The 22,044-nt window shown below is 47.3% G+C and carries 18 protein-coding genes and 1 pseudogene; 3 read left to right on the top strand and 16 right to left on the bottom strand.

The features are described 5' to 3' along the window. Positions 1–5: 5 nt before the first annotated feature. The 3 genes from ligA to MHH82_RS40305 all read right to left on the bottom strand — a co-directional run bounded on the left by ligA (position 6) and on the right by MHH82_RS40305 (position 5,003). The gene (gene ligA / locus MHH82_RS40315) at positions 6–2,012 is read right to left on the bottom strand and encodes an NAD-dependent DNA ligase LigA (RefSeq protein ID WP_014479075.1); all 2,007 of its coding nucleotides are present in this window, start codon (positions 2,010–2,012) and stop codon (positions 6–8) included. 23 nt (positions 2,013–2,035) lie between these two features. Then, positions 2,036–4,255, bottom strand: a complete 2,220-nt coding sequence (gene pcrA, locus MHH82_RS40310) for a DNA helicase PcrA (RefSeq protein ID WP_072175452.1) — start codon at positions 4,253–4,255, stop codon at positions 2,036–2,038. 61 nt (positions 4,256–4,316) lie between these two features. Next, positions 4,317–5,003 (bottom strand): heptaprenylglyceryl phosphate synthase, encoded by a 687-nt coding sequence (locus MHH82_RS40305; RefSeq protein ID WP_003233922.1) that lies wholly within the window; start codon positions 5,001–5,003, stop codon positions 4,317–4,319. Between the two features lie 264 nt (positions 5,004–5,267). On the opposite strand from MHH82_RS40305, the gene MHH82_RS40300 reads away from it, so the two are divergent. Continuing rightward, positions 5,268–6,845: an FMN-binding glutamate synthase family protein gene (locus tag MHH82_RS40300; RefSeq protein ID WP_072175451.1), complete on the top strand. Its 1,578-nt coding sequence runs from the start codon at positions 5,268–5,270 to the stop codon at positions 6,843–6,845. A 37-nt stretch (positions 6,846–6,882) separates the two neighbouring features. Here the strand turns inward: MHH82_RS40300 and MHH82_RS40295 are convergent, their stop codons facing one another. From MHH82_RS40295 to MHH82_RS40285, 3 genes are read right to left on the bottom strand one after another with little or no spacing between them, the layout of a single operon-like run. Continuing rightward, positions 6,883–7,197 carry a YerC/YecD family TrpR-related protein gene (locus MHH82_RS40295; RefSeq protein ID WP_003219429.1) on the bottom strand — a complete coding sequence of 105 codons (315 nt, stop codon included), beginning with the start codon at positions 7,195–7,197 and terminating at the stop codon, positions 6,883–6,885. A 2-nt stretch (positions 7,198–7,199) separates the two neighbouring features. Further along, positions 7,200–8,195 carry a DUF3048 domain-containing protein gene (locus MHH82_RS40290; RefSeq protein WP_072175450.1) on the bottom strand — a complete coding sequence of 332 codons (996 nt, stop codon included), beginning with the start codon at positions 8,193–8,195 and terminating at the stop codon, positions 7,200–7,202. 26 nt (positions 8,196–8,221) lie between these two features. After that, positions 8,222–9,964 carry an adenine deaminase gene (locus tag MHH82_RS40285; protein WP_072175449.1) on the bottom strand — a complete coding sequence of 581 codons (1,743 nt, stop codon included), beginning with the start codon at positions 9,962–9,964 and terminating at the stop codon, positions 8,222–8,224. 128 nt (positions 9,965–10,092) lie between these two features. Here MHH82_RS40285 and MHH82_RS40280 point away from each other — a divergent pair, with 128 nt between their 5' ends. Beyond that, positions 10,093–10,320 (top strand): YgaP family membrane protein, encoded by a 228-nt coding sequence (locus tag MHH82_RS40280; RefSeq protein ID WP_003233931.1) that lies wholly within the window; start codon positions 10,093–10,095, stop codon positions 10,318–10,320. A 14-nt stretch (positions 10,321–10,334) separates the two neighbouring features. Here the strand turns inward: MHH82_RS40280 and MHH82_RS40275 are convergent. Further along, a pseudogene (locus MHH82_RS40275) lies at positions 10,335–11,609 on the bottom strand (APC family permease). Positions 11,610–11,752: 143 nt separating this feature from the next. On the opposite strand from MHH82_RS40275, the gene MHH82_RS40270 reads away from it, so the two are divergent. After that, positions 11,753–12,172 carry an Lrp/AsnC family transcriptional regulator gene (locus MHH82_RS40270; protein ID WP_015252648.1) on the top strand — a complete coding sequence of 140 codons (420 nt, stop codon included), beginning with the start codon at positions 11,753–11,755 and terminating at the stop codon, positions 12,170–12,172. Positions 12,173–12,212: 40 nt separating this feature from the next. Here the strand turns inward: MHH82_RS40270 and purD are convergent, their stop codons facing one another. The 9 genes from purD to purC form a co-directional block, all read right to left on the bottom strand. Continuing rightward, a complete protein-coding gene (gene purD / locus MHH82_RS40265; RefSeq protein WP_072175448.1) occupies positions 12,213–13,481 on the bottom strand; it encodes a phosphoribosylamine--glycine ligase in 1,269 nt (422 codons plus the stop codon). Between the two features lie 15 nt (positions 13,482–13,496). After that, entirely contained in the window at positions 13,497–15,035 is a 1,539-nt protein-coding gene (gene purH, locus MHH82_RS40260) for a bifunctional phosphoribosylaminoimidazolecarboxamide formyltransferase/IMP cyclohydrolase (RefSeq protein WP_049140794.1), read from the bottom strand. Further along, positions 15,032–15,619 carry a phosphoribosylglycinamide formyltransferase gene (purN, locus tag MHH82_RS40255; RefSeq protein WP_032722972.1) on the bottom strand — a complete coding sequence of 196 codons (588 nt, stop codon included), beginning with the start codon at positions 15,617–15,619 and terminating at the stop codon, positions 15,032–15,034. Before purN ends, purH begins: the two co-directional genes overlap by 4 nt. Further along, positions 15,616–16,656 carry a phosphoribosylformylglycinamidine cyclo-ligase gene (gene purM, locus MHH82_RS40250; RefSeq protein ID WP_003233945.1) on the bottom strand — a complete coding sequence of 347 codons (1,041 nt, stop codon included), beginning with the start codon at positions 16,654–16,656 and terminating at the stop codon, positions 15,616–15,618. Before purM ends, purN begins: the two co-directional genes overlap by 4 nt. A 101-nt stretch (positions 16,657–16,757) precedes the next feature. Next, a complete protein-coding gene (gene purF / locus MHH82_RS40245; protein ID WP_041851232.1) occupies positions 16,758–18,188 on the bottom strand; it encodes an amidophosphoribosyltransferase in 1,431 nt (476 codons plus the stop codon). Then, positions 18,164–20,392, bottom strand: a complete 2,229-nt coding sequence (gene purL, locus MHH82_RS40240; protein WP_021481303.1) for a phosphoribosylformylglycinamidine synthase subunit PurL — start codon at positions 20,390–20,392, stop codon at positions 18,164–18,166. The genes purF and purL overlap by 25 nt, the downstream gene beginning before the upstream one ends. Next, on the bottom strand, positions 20,376–21,059 hold the full coding sequence (purQ, locus tag MHH82_RS40235; RefSeq protein ID WP_003243954.1) for a phosphoribosylformylglycinamidine synthase subunit PurQ: 684 nt from the start codon (positions 21,057–21,059) through the stop codon (positions 20,376–20,378). The genes purL and purQ overlap by 17 nt, the downstream gene beginning before the upstream one ends. Beyond that, positions 21,056–21,310 carry a phosphoribosylformylglycinamidine synthase subunit PurS gene (gene purS / locus MHH82_RS40230; protein ID WP_340796855.1) on the bottom strand — a complete coding sequence of 85 codons (255 nt, stop codon included), beginning with the start codon at positions 21,308–21,310 and terminating at the stop codon, positions 21,056–21,058. The genes purQ and purS overlap by 4 nt, the downstream gene beginning before the upstream one ends. Beyond that, positions 21,303–22,028 carry a phosphoribosylaminoimidazolesuccinocarboxamide synthase gene (gene purC, locus MHH82_RS40225; RefSeq protein ID WP_072175447.1) on the bottom strand — a complete coding sequence of 242 codons (726 nt, stop codon included), beginning with the start codon at positions 22,026–22,028 and terminating at the stop codon, positions 21,303–21,305. The genes purS and purC overlap by 8 nt, the downstream gene beginning before the upstream one ends. Positions 22,029–22,044: the final 16 nt, after the last annotated feature.

The following is a 22,044-nucleotide window of genomic DNA, read 5'->3' as shown; positions in this document are numbered from 1 at the left end:
TCCTCTTATTTCTTTAGCTCTCCCATTAACTGTTCTTCATTCCACACTTCAATGTTCAGCTCTTGTGCTTTTGTCAGCTTGCTTCCCGCCGCTTCTCCGGCGATGACTAAGTCTGTGTTTTTGCTGACGCTTCCAGTCAGCTTTCCGCCCAGCGCTTCGATTTGCGCTTTGGCTTCGTTTCTTGACAGCTCTTCCAGCTTTCCTGTCAGAACAATTGTTTTACCGGCAAAGTAAGAGTCGCTGTCCTCTGCTTTTACTTTTTTCGGGCCTTTGTAGAGCGTGTTTACGCCCAGCTCCTGAAGTTCATTCAAGAGTTCAAGCATTTCTTCTTTATGAAAATAGGTGATCACAGCATCAGCCATTTTTTCACCGATTTCATCTACCGCGAGAAGTTCCTCTTTAGAGGCTTTTTTCAGGTTCTCCAAGCTTTCAAAATGCATGGCAAGCGTCTTTGCGGCCTTTGATCCGATAAAACGGATGCCAAGCCCAAACAGCAGGCGCTCTAACGAATTTTCTTTTGATTTTTGGATGGAGCTGATCAGGTTTTCAGTGGACTTTTCGCCCATGCGCTCGAGCTGGATGACTCGTTCCTTCGTCAGCTTATATAAATCTGCCACATTGCGGACAAGGTTTTCCTCAAACAGCTGTGTGATCACTCGTTCGCCGAGCCCATCAATGTTCATGGCATTGCGGGAAACGAAATGGATCAGCCCTTCCCGGATTTGCGCCGGACATTCAGGGTTAATGCAGCGAAGCGCCACTTCTCCTTCGATCCGGACGAGCTCACTGCCGCATTCAGGACATTCCGTCGGCATACTGAATTCCTTTTCTTCTCCTGTGCGCTGTTCAACGAGGACATTCACAACTTCCGGGATGATATCGCCCGCTTTTTTGACGACAACCTTATCCAAAATCCGAATGTCCTTCTCTTTAATTAAATCTTCGTTATGAAGGGATGCTCTTGAGACCGTTGTGCCGGCAACTTTTACCGGCTCAAGAATCGCGGTCGGCGTGATCACACCCGTTCTGCCGACATTTAATTCGATATCGAGAAGTTTCGTCACGACCTCTTCAGCAGGAAACTTATACGCGATGGCCCAGCGCGGGCTTTTCGCCGTAAAACCGAGCTCCTCCTGCTGATCGAGGGAATCGACTTTAATGACAATGCCGTCTATTTCGTACGGCAGGTCCGCGCGCTTCGCCTGAAGCTCATCGATTAGCGTAATGACTTCTTCTATGTCGCCGCATTTTTTTCGTTCCTGATTCGTTTTAAATCCGAGTTCGTCGAGAAAATCAAGCCCTTGGCTTTGCGTCTCCACACCCATCTCGTCAAGCTCCGCTATACTGTAGACGAAGATATCGAGGTTTCGTTTCGCTGCAATTTTCGGATCGAGCTGCCTGAGAGATCCCGCCGCGGCATTTCGCGGATTGGCGAACGGCTCTTCCTCATTTTTAATCCGTTCCTCATTGAGTGCTTCAAACGAACGCTTCGGCATATACGCCTCGCCGCGCACTTCGATTGACAGCTCACGGTTCATTTTAAGGGGGATATTGCGGATCGTCTTCAGATTCTCCGTGATATCCTCTCCCGTCGTCCCGTCACCTCTTGTGGCCCCTCTGACAAAATAACCGTCTTCATAACGGAGAGAAACAGCAAGACCGTCTATTTTCAGCTCCACATTATACGCCACATCATCGCCGACGGCTTGGCGCACACGGCGGTCGAAATCACGAAGATCATCAGCATTAAAGGCGTTGCCCAGACTGAGCATCGGTGTGCCGTGGGTGACTTTTTGAAACGCTTCAAGCACGGCTCCGCCGACGCGCTGCGTAGGAGAGTCAGGCGTTCTGAGGTCTGGATGCTCCTCCTCGATCGCGATCAGCTCCTGCATCAATCTGTCATATTCCGCATCAGGGACGCTCGGTTCATCTAGGGTGTAATATTCATAGCTATACTTGTTGATGGTGCGGCGCAGTTCTTCTGCCCGCTGCTTCGCTGTTTCTTTGTCCATCTGCTTCTTCCTTTCCTCTTCGATTACTGCTTTTCAATAGGAGCAAATGCTGCTAACAGGCGTTTCACGCCAACAGGGCTCGGGAAGGCAATATCGAGCTCCGTCCCTTCTCCTTCGCCTTTCACGCTGACGACAGTTCCTGTTCCCCATTTTTTATGGCCCGCCTTATCTCCGACTGCCCAGTTTAAGGTGTCGCCGCCTGTTTTGCTGGCGTAGGATACGGGGCGTGAAACAGGGCCGCGTCTCGGCTGCATTTTTCTCGCAGACGTCGCTCTCGTTTCTTTTTTCTCATTTAGGTTTTCCAATAAATCATCCGGTATTTCAGCAATGAAGCGAGATTCCGGGTTCATATTTGTCCGGCCAAACAAGGTGCGCATTTTAGCATTGGTCAGATAAAGCTCCTGTTCAGCCCTTGTAATCCCAACGTACGCAAGGCGGCGTTCTTCTTCCATTTCCGCTTCCTCCATGAGTGAACGGCTATGCGGGAAGACGCCTTCTTCAAGCCCCATCAAGAAAACAACCGGGAACTCCAGTCCTTTCGCGGCGTGCAGTGTCATCAGGGTGATCGCATCCTTGCCGCCTGACTCTTCCTCCTTCTGATCGAGCTGATCAATATCTGCGATTAACGCCAAGTCTGTCAGGAACGCAACGAGTGTCTTGTCTTCACTTTTCTGTTCAAAGTTTTTCGTAACAGACAGGAACTCGTCGATATTTTCTAAACGGCTTTGGGCTTCGATCGATTTCTCAGCCTTCAGCATTTCTCTGTATTCCGTCTTATCAAGAATTTCTTCTGTCAGCTCTGTAATGGATAAGTAATCCTGCATATTTGTCAGGTTTTCAATCATCTGTCTAAAGCTGTCAAGCGCGTTTGCCGCTTTGGCACTGACGCCGATAAAATCAACCTGCTGAATCGCTTGGAAAAAGGACAAGCCGTTTATGGCCGCATACGAAGCGATTTTTTCAAGTGATGTCGCGCCGACTCCGCGCTTCGGCACATTGACAATGCGCGTGAAACTGATATCGTCATCCGGATTGGATACGAGGCGCAGGTACGCAAGAATGTCTTTAATTTCTTTTCTGTCATAGAACTTTGTGCCGCCGACAATGTTATAGTTCAAACCCGCTTTGAGAAGCGTTTCCTCAATCACACGGGACTGCGCGTTTGTCCGGTATAAAATGGCGATATCCGACAGCTTCCGCTTGCCTGTGCTGTGAAGCTGATGAATTTTGCCGGCCACAAACTGTCCTTCACCGAACTCATTATCACCGCGATAATAGGAAATCTTGATGCCTTCATCGTTTTCCGTCCACAAATTTTTCGGTTTGCGGTTAGAGTTGTTTTTAATGACCTCGTTAGCCGCGCGCAAAATCCGTTTCGTTGAACGATAGTTTTGTTCTAGCAAAATCACGCTTGCATTCGGATAATCTTTTTCAAATGAAAGAATGTTGGTGATATCCGCGCCGCGCCATCTGTAGATTGACTGATCAGAATCCCCCACAACGCAAAGGTTCTGGAAACGCTCGGCAAGCTGCTTAACGAGCATGTATTGCGCCCTGTTCGTATCCTGATACTCATCAACGTGGATGTACTGGAATTTGCGCTGATAAAATTCAAGCACTTCAGGCACTCTGTCAAACAGTTTAATCGTCGTCATAATTAAATCGTCGAAATCGAGCGACTGGTTTTTCAATAGCTTCTTCTGATAATCAGCATATACATCGCTGACCACCTGATCGTAGTAGCCGCCAGCAACTTTAGAGAATTCCTCCGGTTCGGTCAATTCGTTTTTTGCACTGCTGATCGTGCCGAGGATGCTTCTCGGGTCAAACTTCTTCGGATCAAGATTGCGCTCCTTCAAAATCCCCTTGATCACTGAAAGCTGGTCCGCCGTATCAAGAATGGAGAAATTTCGGTTGATCCCAATCCGGTCGATATCTCTGCGCAAGATCCGCACGCACATACTGTGGAATGTGGAAATCCAGATATCGTCCGCGCCGGGTCCAAGGATGCTTTCTACACGTTCTTTCATTTCGCGTGCCGCTTTATTTGTAAATGTGATCGCCAGAATGTTCCACGGCGCCACATGCTTTTCTGCCATTAAATAAGCAATTCTGTGTGTCAGGACACGCGTCTTTCCGCTTCCCGCTCCCGCCATCAGCAAAAGGGGCCCGGCCGTTGTTTTGACTGCTTCCTGCTGAACGGGGTTTAAACCGCTTAGTAATTGATTGCTAATATAATTCAAAATTTGTTCACCCGCCTATACAAAACATATGTTCTATCATAAACCAAATCCGTACAATTTACTACTCGCCTTTCACAGCCGCTACTGTTTTCAAAGCCCTGTCAAAATCTTCATACACAGCATTGCCTACAACGATCACGTCCGCATGCTCTGCGTACTGCTTGGCCGTTTCCGCATCCTTGATGCCGCCGCCGTAAAACAAGGTGGACGTTTCCAATACAGCCTTCGTTTTCTTGACAGCTTCTATGTCTCCAAGCACGCCGCTGTATTCTAAATAAAAAATCGGCAGTTGCAGCAGCTCCGACACACGCGCATAGGCGACAATATCATCCATATTCAGATCGGCGTCCGCTTCAGTCAGTGCCGCGGCTTTGCAATCTGGATTTGCGATGCAGTAGCCCTCCGCCACGATTTCTTCCATAGACATCAGTTCTCCGTATTCCTTCATGGCTTTCTGGTGCATTCCGACAATCCAATCCGCGTTTTTGCTGTTTAATACACTCGGAATAAAATATAAGTCAAAGCCGGGAACGATCGCTTCAATCGCTGATACCTCAAGGACACACGGTACCAAAAACCGTCTTACCTTAGACATCATCCGCAGGACATTATCCTCTGTCACACCATCACTGCCTCCGATAATGACCGCATCCGTTCCTGATTCGCAAAGAATCTCCAGCTGTTCGTCAGGCAAATCTTTATTTGGATCGAGTTTAAAGACATGCTTCCACTCTGTTACATCGTACACGTCATACGTTCCTCCATTCGTTTGTTACCATTTAAACATTATAACAAATTCACATAGCGCGGAAAAACGGAAAAAGCCGTTAATCTCGTTATTCACTGAAAAAGGTGTTTTGATTCTATTTTCATAAAAAAAGAGAGCATATGGCAGTACCTGCATGGTGAGTCCTGTATCGGCAGGAGCACACATTTTTCACCAGATTCCTTCTGCTATTGTTTGGAAAGTGTTCTACTGTGGAAATGGTTACATAAAAAGGGAGGCTGAGAGATGGAAACCATCATAATAGCACTCATCGCATTTATCATTGGGATCATCGCTATCCCGATCGTCTTGTTTGCCTGGATCTACATAAAGGATGAAAAACAGCAGGAGCACTCAATTCTTCGCAACTATCCCGTCATCGGAAGGTTTCGGTATATCCTTGAAAAAATCGGGCCGGAGCTCAGACAGTATTTATACAGCAATGACAATGAAGAGCAGCCATTTTCACGAAAGGAATATGAGCAAACCGTCATCTCCGGCAAATACAAAAGCAGAATGATGGGCTTTGGATCTGTAAGAGATTTTGATAAACCTGGCTATTATATCCGTAACGCTATGTTTCCAAAACAAAGGGAAGAAATGCACGTAAATCAAACGCCAAAAATTGAAACCCAAATCTATAAAATGGATGCTGACAATCTATTCAAACGCAAGGAGCATGCCGAACATATCAAGGCAGACCCGTATTTTCTCCATCCTGATGATGTACAGGTGATTGGCGAGCATACATGCGAGAAGCCATTTTATGTGAAGGGCTTAGTCGGCCAGTCCGCCATGAGCTACGGTTCTCTTGGAGAACGGGCTGTTACGGCGCTCTCAAAAGGGCTCCATCAGGCAGGCGGCACCTGGATGAATACAGGTGAAGGAGGATTGTCTGAGTATCACTTAAAGGGCGGCGCCGATATCATTTGCCAAATCGGACCGGGCCTATTCGGCGTGCGCAAAAGAAACGGGGAATTTTCGTGGGAGGAATTTAAAAGAAAAAGCAGGATTGGCCAAATTAAAGCGTTTGAGCTAAAGCTGGCACAAGGAGCGAAAACCCGCGGCGGCCATGTGGACGGCGCCAAAGTATCAGAGGAAGTGGCAGATATTCGGAATGTCGAACCTGGAAAGTCGATTGACAGCCCGAACCGCTTTTATGAATTCTCAAACCCTCCTGAAATGCTCGACTTTATTGAAAAACTTAGAGATGTCGGACAAAAGCCAGTCGGCATCAAACTGGTCGCAGGGCATCCTGAAGAATTGCATGAGCTTTTCTCTCATATGCAGAAAAGCGGAAAGCATCCGGATTTTATCACGATCGACGGAAGTGAAGGCGGTACCGGAGCTTCCTTTTACGAGCTCGCGGATACAGTCGGCCTTCCGATTATGACAGCGTTGCCTATTGTTGACACGCTTCTTAAACAGTACGGCTTGCGCAGCCAGCTGAAAATCTTTGCTTCCGGAAAGCTCCTGACTCCTGATAAAATCGCGGTCGCCTTAGCCCTCGGCGCTGACTTTGTCAACATCGCACGCGGCATGATGTTTTCCGTTGGCTGCATCCGCGCTCTCGTCTGCCACACCAACACCTGTCCGGCAGGTGTGGCGACGACAGATCCGAAATTGCAAAAAGCACTGAGCGTTGAGGAAAAACAGCATCGTGTCTGCAACTACGTTATTTCCCTGCGCGAGGGACTGTTTAACCTTGCAGCCGCAGCGGGGATCAATTCGCCGATTCATTTTTCCAAGGAGCATGTTGTCTATCGGAAAGAGGATGGCAGTCTCATCGATATCGACAACCTGATCCATCAATTTGTTTCATAAAGAAACCGCCCTTGCCGAACGGCAGGGCGGTTCTATGTTATTTTGAAGAAGACTCAGTTTCCGTCTCCTTCACACGGTCAAGCGCCATTTCATAAGCGTCATTTCCGTAATTTAAGCAGCGTTTCACACGGGAAATCGTAGCCGTGGAAGCGCCTGTTTCTGTTTCAATCTTATGATACGTGTTTCCTTCGCGAAGCATGCGCGCCACTTCAAGGCGCTGAGCCAGCGATTGAATTTCGTTAATTGTGCATAGATCATCGAAGAATCGGTAACATTCCTCCAGGTCTTTCAGCGATAAGATCGAGTTAAATAACTGGTCCAGCTCTTTGCCGCGTAATTTATCGATTTGCATCGTTACACACCTTCTCCTTTACTAATGGAAGCCGCATCAAGATCAGGTACGATATTGATCCAAGTCTTTCCTGGCACAAACGGAAGCCACTTGCCGTCTTTTACCGGCACAATTCTGCCATTCACTTGTTTCCAGTCTGTTTCAATGACGTTTCCGTGCTGAAACAACAGACCTTTTCCTCCTGATTCCAAGTCGATGTCCCGCCTTCCATCTTGATCAATAATATGATGGCTGGCTTCAACAATGAAAATATTTTGCATTGCAACCGGCTTTCCGGTTTCCCGGTCTGTCGTTATGACACCATCAGAGCTTCTTGTATAAGATTCAGCTTTTTTATCATAGTTGTATTCGACAAGATTTGTAACGTTTTTTGTTCCATAATCTACCCGAACATTGTAAGATTCATTTGCAGGTTTTGCATCTGATGTTTGAAACAGCAGCGGATTTGTTTCCTGCTTCAGCTTATAACCCTTTTGTTCTGCCGCCTTTTTTATGTAATCATAAGACGTATAGGAATTGTGGGGCGGTTTGCTGAAATCAGCTCTCCAAAATAAGCTTCCGTCAAAATCCAATCCGTTTATATAATCGGCAGCTCCGGATTCTAGCTGCTCTTTGGCGCCGGGACTCCAGCCGTGATGGACAAATATGCTGTCAAAGCCATTGCTGAGAGTGACGAAACATTCCCGCGCGCTCCGCACAGGTCCGACAGTTTCAGGCATCTGGCTTTGGAAAATGGCCAGAAATCTTGTGATTTGCCCTTCGGCTAGCGCTTCTATGACAATGTCGGCTTTAGACAGACCCGACTGCGGCCTCGCCTTCGGGTGATTGTTCACCACAACAGCAACAGGCCGGCGTTCAGTCACCTTCTGTTCAGTCTTTAGCCCCGTTAAAGGAGCTTTCAGCTTCTTTGCAGTATCCGGGACAGCATCCTTCTGCTGGCAGGATACCAGCAGAAAAAACACGAAACACAGCGCGCAAACTGTCATCCATTTTATCATATGTCGGCTCCCTGCTCTTTTATATTTTAACGCATTATCGATGGAAAGAGTACAGTTTTTTTCATGACGTCGAAGATTCCTCTTGGCGTAATGCGTATATACGGAAGGTGCGTACTTTGCAAAAAGAGCAGCGTATAGATAGGATCGCAAAACTCATAGCCTCTTTCAGTCAAAAGATCTCTCAGCTTTTGTTCCTTCTCAAGCACGACTTCATATGCTTCCGAAGAGGCGCAGCCGCACAGCGCAAGCGGAATTTCATACAGAATGCTGCCATTTTCCGCCAGAACAATTCCTCCTCCAATTTCTTTCATGCGGGCGAAAGCGAGCAGCATATCCGCTTTATTTTTTCCAATCGCGACAATGTCGCCCGTCGTCGTAAAGGAACTTACAAATCCCTGCACGCTTGAGGCAAACCCTTTTATCATCGTATTGACGCGCCATTTCCCGTGTCTGTCGAGCATCGTCAAATAACTTTCATCATGGTCAAAGGAGAGCTGTTCCATCGAATTGTCGATCTCAATCATATATGGCTCCATAATAACCGCATTCCGCATTTTCACGCCCATCGGCATAGAAAACTGCAAGTCATCCATCGTCATATCATATGAAAGCTCAAGCGGGACAAGACCGCCTTTGTGCCAGTCCGTCTTTGTAAACGCCTTCAAATCACAGCCGTCTTCACGCAGAATGGTCCCTTTTGACAGAACAGTCACGGGATTCGGATTTAACGGATCTTCCAATATGTTCAGCGATGCCAGTCTACCCGGTCCGACAACTCCTAAATAATCATCCATTTGGTAATACTTTGCGATATTAAATGATGCCATATTGTAGGCATCGATTGCAGGTACGCCTTCTTCTAAAGCGATGCGAATCAGCTCGTTTGTCATGCCGCCTTTATAGAAATTCGGGGTTGCGCCATCTGTCGTGTAAAAGAAGTGGTCATAATAACGGAAGCCCTTCTCATGCAGCTCTTGCAAGATTTTTCTTACATCGGGGCGAATGGAAGAGTTCCGAAGGGAAACATAATAGCCCAGTTCCAGCCTTCTCATCACTTCATCACCTGTCATCGCTTCATGATCACAATCCGCACCGAACAGCTTCATTTTTGTAAGCGTTTTATCAGATGCGCCGGGAAAATGCCCTTCAATGCGTTTTCGCTGTTTCTTTGTAGCTTGCATGCAGTGGAGCATTAAATCATCACCATCTACCAAGCGAGGCCATCCGGTCATTTCTCCGCCTTGAATCACATCCGGATGTTCAATCCACTGTTTTCTGACGTCAAATGGAAGGACGTGGTCCTCGTTCAGAACCTCGGTCTGGAGGTCATAGCGTGACCACCAAAAATACTGGACAGGCTGCTTTTTGAGTTCATTCAAAATCGTAAGCGCTTTCTTTTTTCCGCTTTGCAAAAGCAAAAATAAGTTATCATTCACGAATGTCGTTGTTCCGTATTGAGACACATATTCCGCCAGTGTTTGGGGATTATATATTTGAAAAGGATGTGCGTGCGGTTCAATATAACCTGGCACAATGTATTTTCCTTCACAATCAATCGTATGAATTTCTTCGGCTCTATTCGGAAGTTCATGACCCACATAAACAATGCGGTCCTGATAAATCCAAATGTTTTTTTTCAGCCATTGTTTTACATATGGATTTAAGACGAGAGCATTCCGTAAAAGGAGCGTTGGAAGCAGCTTTGAGTCTACAACATCAACCTGTGCCCTGATGTCTTTGTTTTTCCAGTTAAAGGTGCGTTCGGACATTCACATACTCTCCTTTACATGTATTAGACTCATGGTATCACATCCTTCCTCATCACGCACGATAAAAACGTTACAAATTTTTGAAGGTTCGGTTAAAAAACTTTTTTAAGTAAAAGGAGCGGATTTCCTTGAAGCCAAACATCAGTCTCATCAATGCCGTGTTCAGAATCGCCTGCGGATTGACGATTATGTCAGCCGCCAGTGCAAAGTTTACGAAAAAACCTTGGTGCAGAATGCATCTCTTTTACATCTTTATGGGGGCCATGAAAGCGGGTTCGGGAATCTTGCGCTTCTGTCCTGTGACCTACATGTTTCAACACAGTGATTCTGGAAATAACGAGCATCAAAACGGATAAATGGAAAAGCTTGATCACAAAACGTGATCAAGCTTTTTTTTATGCCCACCCTTTGTTTTCATATAGAAATATCCTGCAGCTGCCAGCACTGCCGAATAAAGCAGTGCCCAGCCGCTGAATGAATAAATCACCGCGCACGCGACAAATGCCCCGAGCGCCATCCACCAGCCTATATCTCTCCTGCCCAGCAGTTTCAGTGCTGCCGCCATTGTACATATGTAAGATGCGATAAATGCCGCGCTCGGCCCTTTCAACAGAGTCGTCAAATCGATTTGAAACAGACCATGCGCCGCAAGCACTAAGCCAAACACTGCGGCCATCGCTGTCAAAACGCGAATAGGCGTACGTTTTGTCGCACTGAGTTTTCCAAAATATACAGGAATGTACCCCTCTTTCGCCAATGCGTACACCATTCTTGAAAAACCAGCAATATTGGCATGGATGGTGGCGAATGTAATAAACAGCGCTAAACATACCGTAACATATACACCGCTTTCCCCTGCTCCTTTTGAGATGAGCATGGCAAGCGATGCAATTTCTCCATTCTCTCCATATGAATGAGTCCCCACCGTCACAAATGACAGCATGATATACAGCCCTGCCACACAAGACGCTGCCAAAAACAAGCTGAGCGGGACATCTTTTTCAGGGCGATGAAATTCCTCAGCCAATGGGGTAATCATTTCCCAGCCTACAAAAGAGAAAAAAATCATAACAGAAACAGATCCCGCGGCAGACCAGCCATGCGGAAGAAACGGTTTGAATTCTGCTATCGTGACGTGTGGCAATGACACAGCAATAGAAGTGACAAGCAGAAATACAATGACACATATAACGAGTGTACTGATGTTTGCTGATAGTTGAATCCCTTTCATATGAAGCAAAATAGATATAGCCAGCATACAACCAGCAATCGATGTAACCTGCCAATCGGCCGCCTCTGTGACGTAACTGACGTAATGCGCGCCAGTCAAAGCGATGATGGGAACGCCGATCGGAACGGACCCTAACATGATCCAGCCCAAAATAGCCCCGGCTTTTTTCTGAAAGGCCAGCTGCACATAAGCAGTGATTCCTCCCGCACTAGGCGCAATTTTCACAAGCCGTGCCAGCGTGCCGACGAGAAGAAAAGATAAAAAAGACATGAATACTCAGACAAATAAAGAAGCCGGACCGGCCGTATCCGCGGTAACAGACGGCAAAATTAATATCCCGCATCCTAAAACCGCCCCAATCGTTAACGCCGTCCCTTGTATCCAAGTAATAGAGCGCTGTAATTCTGGCAACATGATGCCTCCTCTCTGATTGATGGCTTTATTATAGAAAAAATAAGACGGCATCCATATGCTACAATGAAGGTAAGTCAACAGCATTGCCTTATTATCAAAGGAATTTTCATTCATTCGCCTAAATATGTAAAGGAGCCGGACAAATGGACGATACAGACCTTCAGATTCTCTCGCATTTGCAGCGAAACGGCAGATTAACGATGGTTGAGCTGGGAAAGCTTGTCGGACTCAGTTCGCCAAGCGCGGCGGAGCGTGTCAGGAAGCTTGAAGACAAAGGAGTGATTACCGGCTACAGCGCGAATATCTGTTACGAAAAACTAAACAAGCATGTCACCGCTTTTATTCTCATGGAGCCAAAAAGCTGTAAGCACTACGCCGCCTTTGCAACATCGCATCCTGATGTAGCAGAAAATCACCGCATCACAGGGATGTACAGCTATGTGACAAAGGTCGTGACTGAATCGGTACATACGCTTGAGGATTTTATTGACGCCTCGATGGCCCATGGAAAACCAACCACACTCGTTGTGCTTTCTTCTTCCAGCTGCCATCCCGCTTTTTGATAACAAAAAAACCCGCAGCTAATCTGCGGGTTTTCCTCAGTTATTTTTGAGCAGCCTTTAAAGCGCGTGCCCCAATGTCTTTTCTGAAAAAGAGTCCCGGTTTGAAAATTTCATCAACCGCTTTGTACACTCGGTCTCTAGCCGCTTCAAACGATTCATCAAAAGCTGTCACATTGGCGACGCGCCCCCCGTTTGTAACGAACTCTCCGCCTTCTGCTTTCGTTCCGGCATGGAAGACCACGACCTGCTCAGTTTCCGCAGCAAGGCTGCCGATCGGCGTGCCTTTTGCGTAGCTTTCCGGATATCCTTCAGAAGCAAGCACCACACTAACAGCAGCGGTATCCTTCCATCTTAAGTCAACTTCCTTATCATCTAAAAGATCAAGAAGCACCTGTACCAGATCAGATTCCATGCGCGGAAGCACGACCTGTGTTTCCGGATCGCCGAAACGGGCATTAAATTCAATGACCTTCGAGCCGTTTTCAGTAAGCATCAATCCAGCGTACAAAACGCCAGTGAAGGAACGGCCTTCTTGTACCATTGCTTTTGCGGCCGGCTTAACGATCGTTTCTACAGCATGGCGGACCGTTTCTTCCGAAATTTGCGGAACTGGAGAGTAAGCGCCCATTCCGCCCGTATTCGGGCCTTTGTCTCCGTCAAACGCACGCTTGTGATCTTGGGCAATCACCATTGGATACACCTTTTCCCCTTTGACAAAGGCCATCAGAGAAAATTCTTCACCAGAAAGATATTCTTCAATGACAACGGACGCGCTCGCATCACCGAACTTTTCATCTTCAAGAAAGTCATGCAGACACGCAATTGCTTCTTCCTCTGTCATAGCCACAGTAACGCCTTTTCCAGCTGCAAGTCCATCTGCTTTTATCACAATCGGAGCACCTTTTTCCTGCACATATGCCTTCGCCTCTTCAAAGGATGTAAACGTGTCGTATTCTGCGGTCGGAATGTCGTATTTCTTCATTAAATCCTTAGCGAACTGTTTGCTTCCTTCGATGATCGCCGCGGCTTTTGACGGGCCGAACACGCGCAGACCCGCTTTTTCGAATTCATCCACCAGGCCTTCAATTAAAGGAACCTCAGGGCCGACAATGGTTAGGCCGACCTGGTTTTCTTTTGCAAACGAGACAAGCCCTGCGTGGTCGCTTTCCTCAATGTTTACAAGCTGTGCGGAAGCTTTCATGCCGTCATTTCCAGGAGCTGCAAATACATTCTCGACGAGGCTGCTTTGCGCTGCCTTCCACGCCAGTGTATGTTCTCTTCCGCCTTTACCGATAATTAATACATTCACGTCGTTTTCATCCCCTTAATGTTTGAAGTGTCTGATGCCGGTGAATACCATGGCAATGCCGTATTCATCCGCTTTTTTGATGGAATCCTCGTCACGCACAGATCCCCCCGGCTGAATGATAGCCGTAACGCCCGCTTTTGCTGCTTCTTCAACAGTATCCGGCATTGGGAAAAATGCATCAGATCCGAGCGCGCTGCCTTTCGCTTTTTCCCCTGCTTGCTCGATTGCGATTTTTGCCGATCCGACGCGGTTCATTTGGCCTGCTCCCACGCCGACTGTCATGTTGTCCTTCGCGAGAACAATCGCATTTGATTTCACATGCTTCACGACTTTCCAAGCAAGCTTCAAGTCTTCCCACTCTTGCTCGTTCGGCTCTCTTTTTGTCGGAATGCTAATCTCAGCATCATCAAAGCCGTGCATATCTAAATCTTGAATCAATAGCCCGCCTTGAACGGATGTCAGCTGTTTTTCCTTTTGAACAGCAGCAGATACGTCAAGCGTCAGCAGGCGGAGATTTTTCTTCGCAGTCAGGACGTCGAGCGCTTCTTGGCTGAATGAAGGCGCAATGATGATTTCTAAGAAAATGTTATGAAGCGCTTCGGCAGTTGTCTTGTCCACTTCACGGTTCAACGCGATAATGCCGCCAAAGATAGATGTTTTATCCGCTTCAAACGCTCTGTCAAACGCTTCGGCGATCGTTTTTCCTGTTCCCACGCCGCACGGGTTCATATGCTTCACGGCAACCGCAGCCGGTTCAGTGAATTCACGAACGATTTGAACTGCCGCATCCGCGTCTTTAATGTTGTTGTAAGAAAGCTCTTTTCCGTGAAGCTGTTCTGCTTGCGCAATGGAGCCTTTGACAGGAAGAGCTGTTTGATAGAAAGTTGCTTCCTGATGCGGGTTTTCTCCATAGCGAAGCGATTGTTTTTTCTCAAATGTCACAGTGAATTGCTCTGGTTCTTTTTCACCGACAACATTTGTCAGATAGTCAGCGATCAGTGCATCATATGCCGCAGTATGACGGAATACCTTTGCCGCGAGCTCGCGTTTTTTCTGAAGAGATACGCTGCCTTCTTCTTTGATTTGATTCAGCACTGGGCTGTAATCGGCCGGATCGACGATAACCGTGACATCCTGATGGTTCTTTGATGCCGCACGCAGCATGCCAGGTCCGCCGATGTCGATATTTTCAATCGCTTCTTCATACGTGACGTCTTCTTTAGAAATCGTTTCTTTAAATGGATAGAGGTTGACGACAACGAGGTCAATCGGCTGAATTCCGTGTTCATTGATCTGCGCCATATGCTCTTCATTGCCGCGAACCGCCAGAAGGCCGCCGTGAATATTCGGGTGTAGGGTTTTTAACCGGCCGTCCATAATTTCAGGGAAGCCTGTCACTTCAGAAATTCCGATCACATCCACACCGTTTTCTTGAAGAAGCTTTTTCGTTCCGCCTGTGGAGATGACTTCAACGCCAAGATCTGTCAGTTCTTTTACGAAAGGAACAAGATTTGTTTTATCTGAAACACTGATTAACGCACGTTTAATGGTCATGCCTTTTCACCTCTGTTATTTAATCCTAATAGCTGTTTAATCACACTCGGATACCATTTATGCTCAAGCTTGTGAATCCGCTGTTCGATTGTTTCCAATGTATCATGTTCATCAATTTCGATTGCCTTTTGAGCGATGATCGGACCTGTATCCATTCCTTCATCGACATAATGCACGGTGATTCCAGCCACCTTCACACCCGCCCGGTATGCCTGTCCGACTGCGTCGATTCCAGGAAACGCCGGAAGAAGCGACGGGTGAATGTTAATGATTTTTCCTCCATATGCTTGAAGGAGCGTATCACCGATCAGCCTCATATAGCCGGCAAGAACAATCAATTCAACCTCGTGAAGACGAAGCTGTTCAATGATGGCTTGTTCAAATGCAGCCTTGTTTTCATAAGACTTGGGCTCAAATGCAAAGGAAGGAATATGGAATGCTTCCGCCCGTTCGATGACTTTCGCCTGCGGTTTGTCGCAAACGAGGAGCGCTGCTGACGCATCCCAGTTCTCCTCCTTCAAACGCGTGACGATGGCTTCGAAGTTTGAACCGTTTCCTGATGCAAATACCGCAAACTTTTTCATGAAAGTGCCGCACCGCCGAATGTGACGCCTTCACCTTTTTTCACACGCCCGATTAAATAGGCTTTTTCGCCATGGCTTTCAAGCGTTCCGATCACATCTGTCAGATGCTCTTCTTTGACAGCCAAAACAAAACCAATACCCATATTAAAGACGTTGAACATGTCTTCTTCCTTTAGCTTGCCGTACTCTTGCAAGAAAGAAAAAATTGGCGGGATCGGCCATGAGCCATGATCAATTTCCGCACTTAAGCCTTCCGGAAGCATACGCGGAATATTTTCAATAAATCCTCCGCCTGTCACGTGCGCCATGCCGTCGATTTTTCCGCTTTTGACCGCGGCAAGCACAGGCTTCACGTAAATCCTTGTCGGTTCAAGCAATTCCTCGCCAAGCGGGCGTTCAAACGGCTCATATGTTGTATCGAGGTCCAGCTCCGCATCATCCAGAAGCACTTTTCTGACAAGGGAAAAGCCGTTACTGTGAAGGCCGCTGGAGCTGAGGCCGATCAACAGATGGCCCTCTTCGATATTTTCTCCAGTCACGATTTCGTCCTTTTCTGCCACTCCGACTGAGAAACCGGCAATATCGTATTCATCAGCTGTATAGAGTCCCGGCATTTCAGCCGTTTCACCGCCGACTAAGGCTGAACCTGATTGCTCACAGCCTTCCGCAACACCTTGTACAATCTGTTCAATTTTCACTGGGTCCGCTTTGCCGACCGCTAAATAATCGAGGAAAAACAGCGGCTCTGCACCTTGTGCCAGCACGTCATTGACACACATTGCAACAGCATCCACGCCAATCGTGTCATGCTTATCCATGGAAAAAGCGAGCTTTAATTTTGTGCCGACACCGTCCGTTCCCGAAATGAGAACTGGTTTTTGATAAGAAAGCTCAGACAGGTCAAACATGCCGCCAAAACCGCCAAGGCTGCCCATAACGCCAAGCCGTTTCGTGCGCTCCACGTGTTTTTTCATTCGTTTTACAGCTTCATATCCGGCTTCGATGTCAACTCCTGCGTTTTTATATGCTTCAGACATCCTATTCACTCCTTTAAGGCGCTTTTCAAAATATTTCCCCGAACGAGGGCAGAAAGAGAAAGGCAGCCGAACTGCGCTGCCTTTATGTCATTTTTCAAGTTTTATTTGGTTAATACTGCTTCTTTTACGTGAGGAAGCACTGTATCGTGGTAAATTTCAGTCGGATATTTTCCTGTAAAGCAAGCGAGACACTGTCCGCAATTCGAGTCATCGTATTTTCTGCCGATGCCTTTCAGCAGCCCTTCCACACTCAAAAATGAGAGGGTATCGGCTCCGATTTCCTGACGGATTTCTTCAACAGAATGCGAAGACGCGATTAATTCTTCATGTGTGGACGTATCAATGCCGTAAAAGCACGGATGAGCGATCGGCGGTGAACTGATTTTCACATGCACCTCTGTCGCACCCGCTTCTCTAAGCATCGTGACAATCCGGCGGCTAGTTGTTCCGCGTACGATAGAGTCATCCACCATCACGACGCGTTTGCCTTCTACAACCCCGCGCACCGCAGACAGCTTCATTCTGACGCCTTGCTCACGCAGAGCCTGGGACGGCTGAATAAACGTTCTGCCAACATAGCGGTTTTTGATTAAACCGAGCTCATACGGAATGCCTGTTGCCTCTGCATAGCCGATCGCCGCAGAAATACTGGAATCCGGAACCCCGGTTACGACGTCAGCTTCAACTGCGGATTCCTGAGCCAGCATTTTTCCAAGGTTTTTACGGGCACTGTGTACGTTAATACCGTCAATATTGCTGTCTGGTCTGGAGAAATAAATGTACTCCATGCTGCAAATGGAACGGTTGATATTCATGGAAAAACGCTCTGATTTCATTCCTTCATCATTAATGATCAGCATTTCTCCCGGCTCTACCTCGCGAAGGTACGTTGCGCCGACGACGTCAAATGCGCATGTTTCTGATGCGACCACATAAGCGTCGCCCATCATGCCGATGGATAGCGGTCTCAGCCCGTTTGGATCAAGTGCGACAATCATTTCTGTTTCGGTCATGATCAGGAACGCGTAGGCGCCTTTCAGCATAGAAAGCGAGTTTTTAATTTGGTCCTTCAGCGTGAAATGTCCGCTTCTTTTGATCAGGTGAGCCAAAACCTCTGTATCCGAAGAGGTTTGAAAAATACTCCCTTGATTTTCGAGCTGCTGCTTCAGCTGAGTGGCGTTGACAAGGTTTCCGTTATGAGCAAGCGCCAGGCTGCCGTTGTTTTGGGAACGGAAGAGGAGCGGCTGAACATTTTCGTATCCGCCGCCTCCAGCCGTTGCGTACCGAACGTGCCCGATAGCGCCTTTTCCCTTTACTTTGCTGAGTTCGCCGTTTTGAAATACTTCAGTGATCAGCCCTTGGCCTTTGTGCGCCGTCAGCTTTTCACCGTCAGTCGCTACGATGCCCGCACCCTCCTGTCCTCGGTGCTGAAGGCTGTGGAGACCGTAATACGTGATCTGCGGGGCTTCTTCATGTCCCCAAATCCCAAAAACGCCGCATTCTTCATTTAAGCCTTTGATTTCAGCAAGCATGGGATAGCTCCTTTCCATACGCGTTCAAGCTCTTTCGTTTGCGCATGAATCATTTGTTGTCCGTCTTGGTTTTGAATCGCCAGAATTCCGTCAGCTGTTACCTCACCAATATGAACCGCATCTTTGACAGTTGCTTCAAACGCAGCTTGATGTTCTTTTTTCACTGAAACGACGAAGCGGGATTGAGATTCAGAGAATAATAATGCCGCTTCCCCTTCTACAGTCACATTAGCGCCAAGGTTTTCCGTCGTCATGACACTTTCCGCAATCGCTACGCCTAAGCCGCCTTCAGACACATCATGCGCAGATTGAACGAAGCCTTTTTTAATCGCGTCAAGCAGTGCTTTTTGACGAGACAGCTCTACATCAAGATCGATTTGCGGCGCTTTGCCGTAAATACGGCCTTCTGTCATTTTTTGCAGCTCGCTTCCGGCAAACTCTGGTTTTGTTTCACCGATCACATATACGAGATCTCCCGCTTGTTTGAAATGCTGTGTTGTAATGTGTGCTGTATCTTCAATTAAGCCAACCATGCCGATAACTGGTGTCGGATAGATCGCCGTGCCGTTTGATTCGTTATAAAGCGATACGTTACCGCCGATAACCGGTGTGCTGAGAACATTGCACGCTTCGCTTATGCCGTCTGCCGCTTTTTCGATCTGCCAGAAGATTTCCGGCTTCTCCGGGTTTCCGAAGTTAAGGTTATCTGTGACCGCAAGCGGTTCTGCGCCTGAGCAAATGATGTTGCGCGCTGCTTCAGCGACAGCAATTTTCCCTCCGACTTCAGGATCAAGATAGAGATAACGCGCGTTACAGTCTGTCGTCATCGCCAGCGCCTTTTTCGTTCCGCGGATTCTGAGAACACCAGCATCAGACCCAGGAGCGACAACTGTATTCGTGCGCACCATGTAGTCATACTGATCATAAACCCACTCTTTACTCGCAATCGTCGGCTGCTGAAGAAGGGCCTTCAGCGTTTCATTCGCATCTTCAATTTGCGGAGCCGGAACGTCCGTTTCCAAAAACTCGCGATAATAAGCAGGCTCTTGAGAAGGCTTATGGTAAACCGGTGCTTCTTCTGCCAAGGCATCAACAGGCAGCTCGCACACAACCTCTCCTTTGTGTGTCAGGCGAAGCATTTTATCATCTGTCACATGTCCGACAGAAACCGCTTCAAGATCATACTTGTCAAAAATATCGATGATTTCCTGCTCACGTCCGCGCTCAATAACCAAAAGCATCCGTTCTTGTGATTCAGAAAGCATCATTTCATACGCGGTCATGCCTGTTTCTCGCTGAGGAATCAGGTCAAGGTTCATTTCAATGCCAGAACCGGCTTTACTTGCCATTTCTGCACTTGAGCTTGTTAAACCGGCAGCTCCCATATCCTGAATGCCGACTAAGGCGTCGCATTGGATGACTTCCAGACATGCTTCAAGCAAAAGCTTCTCCATAAACGGATCGCCGACTTGGACAGCAGAACGCTTTTCTTCAGACGAGTCTGACATTTCTTCAGAAGCAAACGTAGCGCCGTGGATGCCGTCACGCCCTGTTTTCGCTCCTACGTACATTACTGTGTTGCCGACACCCTTTGCCTGGCCTTTTTTGATGTCTTCATGGTTGATTAAACCGACGCACATGGCGTTGACGAGCGGATTTCCTTCATAGCTGCTGTCAAACTGCACTTCTCCGCCCACTGTCGGGATGCCGATACAGTTGCCGTATCCGGCGATACCCGCTACTACTTCTTCAAACAAGTACTTCACGCGTGGTGAAGTCAGTTCACCAAATCGAAGAGAGTTCAATACAGCGATTGGGCGTGCACCCATTGAGAATACATCACGGATAATTCCGCCTACGCCAGTCGCAGCGCCTTGGTAAGGCTCGAGAGCTGATGGGTGGTTATGGGATTCAATTTTGAACACAACCGCTTGGTTATCACCGATATCAACGATTCCGGCGCCTTCCCCCGGCCCCTGCAGCACACGCTCGCCGCTTGTCGGGAATTTACGCAGAATCGGCTTTGAGTTTTTATAGCTGCAATGCTCAGACCACATGACAGAAAAAATTCCGATTTCTGTGTAGTTCGGCAATCTTCCAAGAATGGATTCTATCAATGCAAACTCATCATCACTGACACCCATTTGCTGATACAGTTTCTCTTCTTTTATTTGTTCTTTACTTGGTTCAAGCAGTAGTGACATGAGTTTCCCTCCAATTTTTCACGATAGACTGGAACAATTTAAGACCGTCGGCGCTTCCAAGCAGTTCATCGACCGCGCGCTCAGGGTGAGGCATCATGCCTAATACATTGCCTTTCTCATTCACGACACCGGCAATGTCGCTGACACTTCCATTAATATTAGAGCCGTATGTGAAAGCAATTTGATTGTTTTCCTTTAATGTAGCAAGCGTCTCGTCATCACAGTAGAAATTCCCTTCACCATGGGCAACCGGGATTGTAATCGATTCTCCCTTTTCGTAGGAAGCTGTGAATAATGTTTCGTCGTTCTGAACAATCAATTCAACCGGACGGCAAATGAACTTCAGATCTTTGTTGCGTCTCATTGCGCCTGGCAGCAGCCCAAGCTCCTGTAAAATCTGGAATCCGTTACAGACGCCAAGAACAGGTTTTCCTTCAGCCGCTGCTTGTTTGACAGCTGGCATAATATTCGCAAATCGGGCGATGGCACCGCATCTTAAGTAATCGCCGTAAGAAAATCCTCCCGGAATTAACACGCCGTCGAAGCCGTCAAGACTTGTTTCCTCATGCCAGACGTATTCCACTTCATGGCCGAGCTCATCCTTTACAGCATGATACATATCGATATCACAGTTGGAGCCGGGTAACACAATCACCGCAAATTTCACTGTGCGACTACCTCCTCAACCTCGTATCTGTAATCTTCTATCACTGTGTTCGCAAGAAGTTTTTCGCACATTTCTTTCACTAGCACGTCAAGATCACGGTCAGATTTTTCAATGGTAAGCTCCATGTATTTCCCGATGCGCACATCTTGAACTTCGTTATAAGTTATACTGTGCAAGGCATGCTGGACAGCGCTCCCTTGTGGATCTAGTACACTTTCTTTTAAGCTGACATAAACTTTTACTTTATACATGATGAATGCCTCCCAGTCTTTTGAAAATCTCTTCGTATGCGTCGGTTAAGCTTCCCAGATTGCGTCTGAATAAATCTTTATCCAGCTTTTCGTTCGTGTCTTTATCCCACAAGCGGCATGTGTCAGGAGAAATTTCATCCGCCAAAAGCACTTGCCCTTCTGCATCTAAACCGAATTCAAGCTTGAAATCTATTAATCTGACATGACAATCGTCGAAGATGCTTTGAAGCTCTTCATTTACTGTTTTTGTAATGGACTTAATGGTTTCTACATGCTCAGGAGTCGCCGCCTTCAAAAGCCAAATATGATCTTCTGTGATGAGCGGATCACCCAGCGCGTCATCCTTGTAGTAAAACTCGATAATCGGCTGCTCAAGCTCCGTGCCTTCTGGAATGCCGAGACGTTTGGACATGCTTCCTGCCACAACATTTCTGACCACGACTTCAAGCGGCACGATCGTTACCTTTTTAATGAGCTGTTCTGTTTCAGAAATGCGCTCGATAAAGTGATTGTTAATGCCCTTTGTATGAAGATGTTTGAAAATCAAGCTTGAAATCTCGTTATTTAAGCGCCCTTTCCCGCTGATTTCTGCTTTTTTCTCGCCGTTAAAGGCAGTGGCGGAGTCTTTATACACGACATACAGCGTGTTTTCGTCATCGGTTTTGTAGATCTTTTTTGCTTTTCCTTCGTATAAAAGTTCATTCTTCACAATATTCACGGAAGGCCTCCTAACC

Source organism: Bacillus sp. FSL K6-6540 (genome assembly GCF_038007545.1).
Note: the sequence above shows the minus strand (reverse complement) of the source record. Positions and strands in the feature narration are given on the sequence as shown.

Excerpts from the sequence above, each read along its gene's own strand:
- MHH82_RS40270 (WP_015252648.1), top strand. The coding sequence starts at position 11,753 with ATGGACGATACAGACCTTCAGATTCTCTCGCATTTGCAGCGAAACGGC.
- purH (WP_049140794.1), bottom strand. The coding sequence starts at position 15,035 with ATGACCATTAAACGTGCGTTAATCAGTGTTTCAGATAAAACAAATCTT.
- purF (WP_041851232.1), bottom strand. The coding sequence starts at position 18,188 with ATGCTTGCTGAAATCAAAGGCTTAAATGAAGAATGCGGCGTTTTTGGG.
- MHH82_RS40300 (WP_072175451.1), top strand. The coding sequence starts at position 5,268 with ATGGAAACCATCATAATAGCACTCATCGCATTTATCATTGGGATCATC.
- MHH82_RS40290 (WP_072175450.1), bottom strand. The coding sequence starts at position 8,195 with ATGATAAAATGGATGACAGTTTGCGCGCTGTGTTTCGTGTTTTTTCTG.
- MHH82_RS40295 (WP_003219429.1), bottom strand. The coding sequence starts at position 7,197 with ATGCAAATCGATAAATTACGCGGCAAAGAGCTGGACCAGTTATTTAAC.
- purL (WP_021481303.1), bottom strand. The coding sequence starts at position 20,392 with ATGTCACTACTGCTTGAACCAAGTAAAGAACAAATAAAAGAAGAGAAA.
- purN (WP_032722972.1), bottom strand. The coding sequence starts at position 15,619 with ATGAAAAAGTTTGCGGTATTTGCATCAGGAAACGGTTCAAACTTCGAA.
- ligA (WP_014479075.1), bottom strand. The coding sequence starts at position 2,012 with ATGGACAAAGAAACAGCGAAGCAGCGGGCAGAAGAACTGCGCCGCACC.
- purM (WP_003233945.1), bottom strand. The coding sequence starts at position 16,656 with ATGTCTGAAGCATATAAAAACGCAGGAGTTGACATCGAAGCCGGATAT.
- purS (WP_340796855.1), bottom strand. The coding sequence starts at position 21,310 with ATGTATAAAGTAAAAGTTTATGTCAGCTTAAAAGAAAGTGTACTAGAT.
- MHH82_RS40285 (WP_072175449.1), bottom strand. The coding sequence starts at position 9,964 with ATGTCCGAACGCACCTTTAACTGGAAAAACAAAGACATCAGGGCACAG.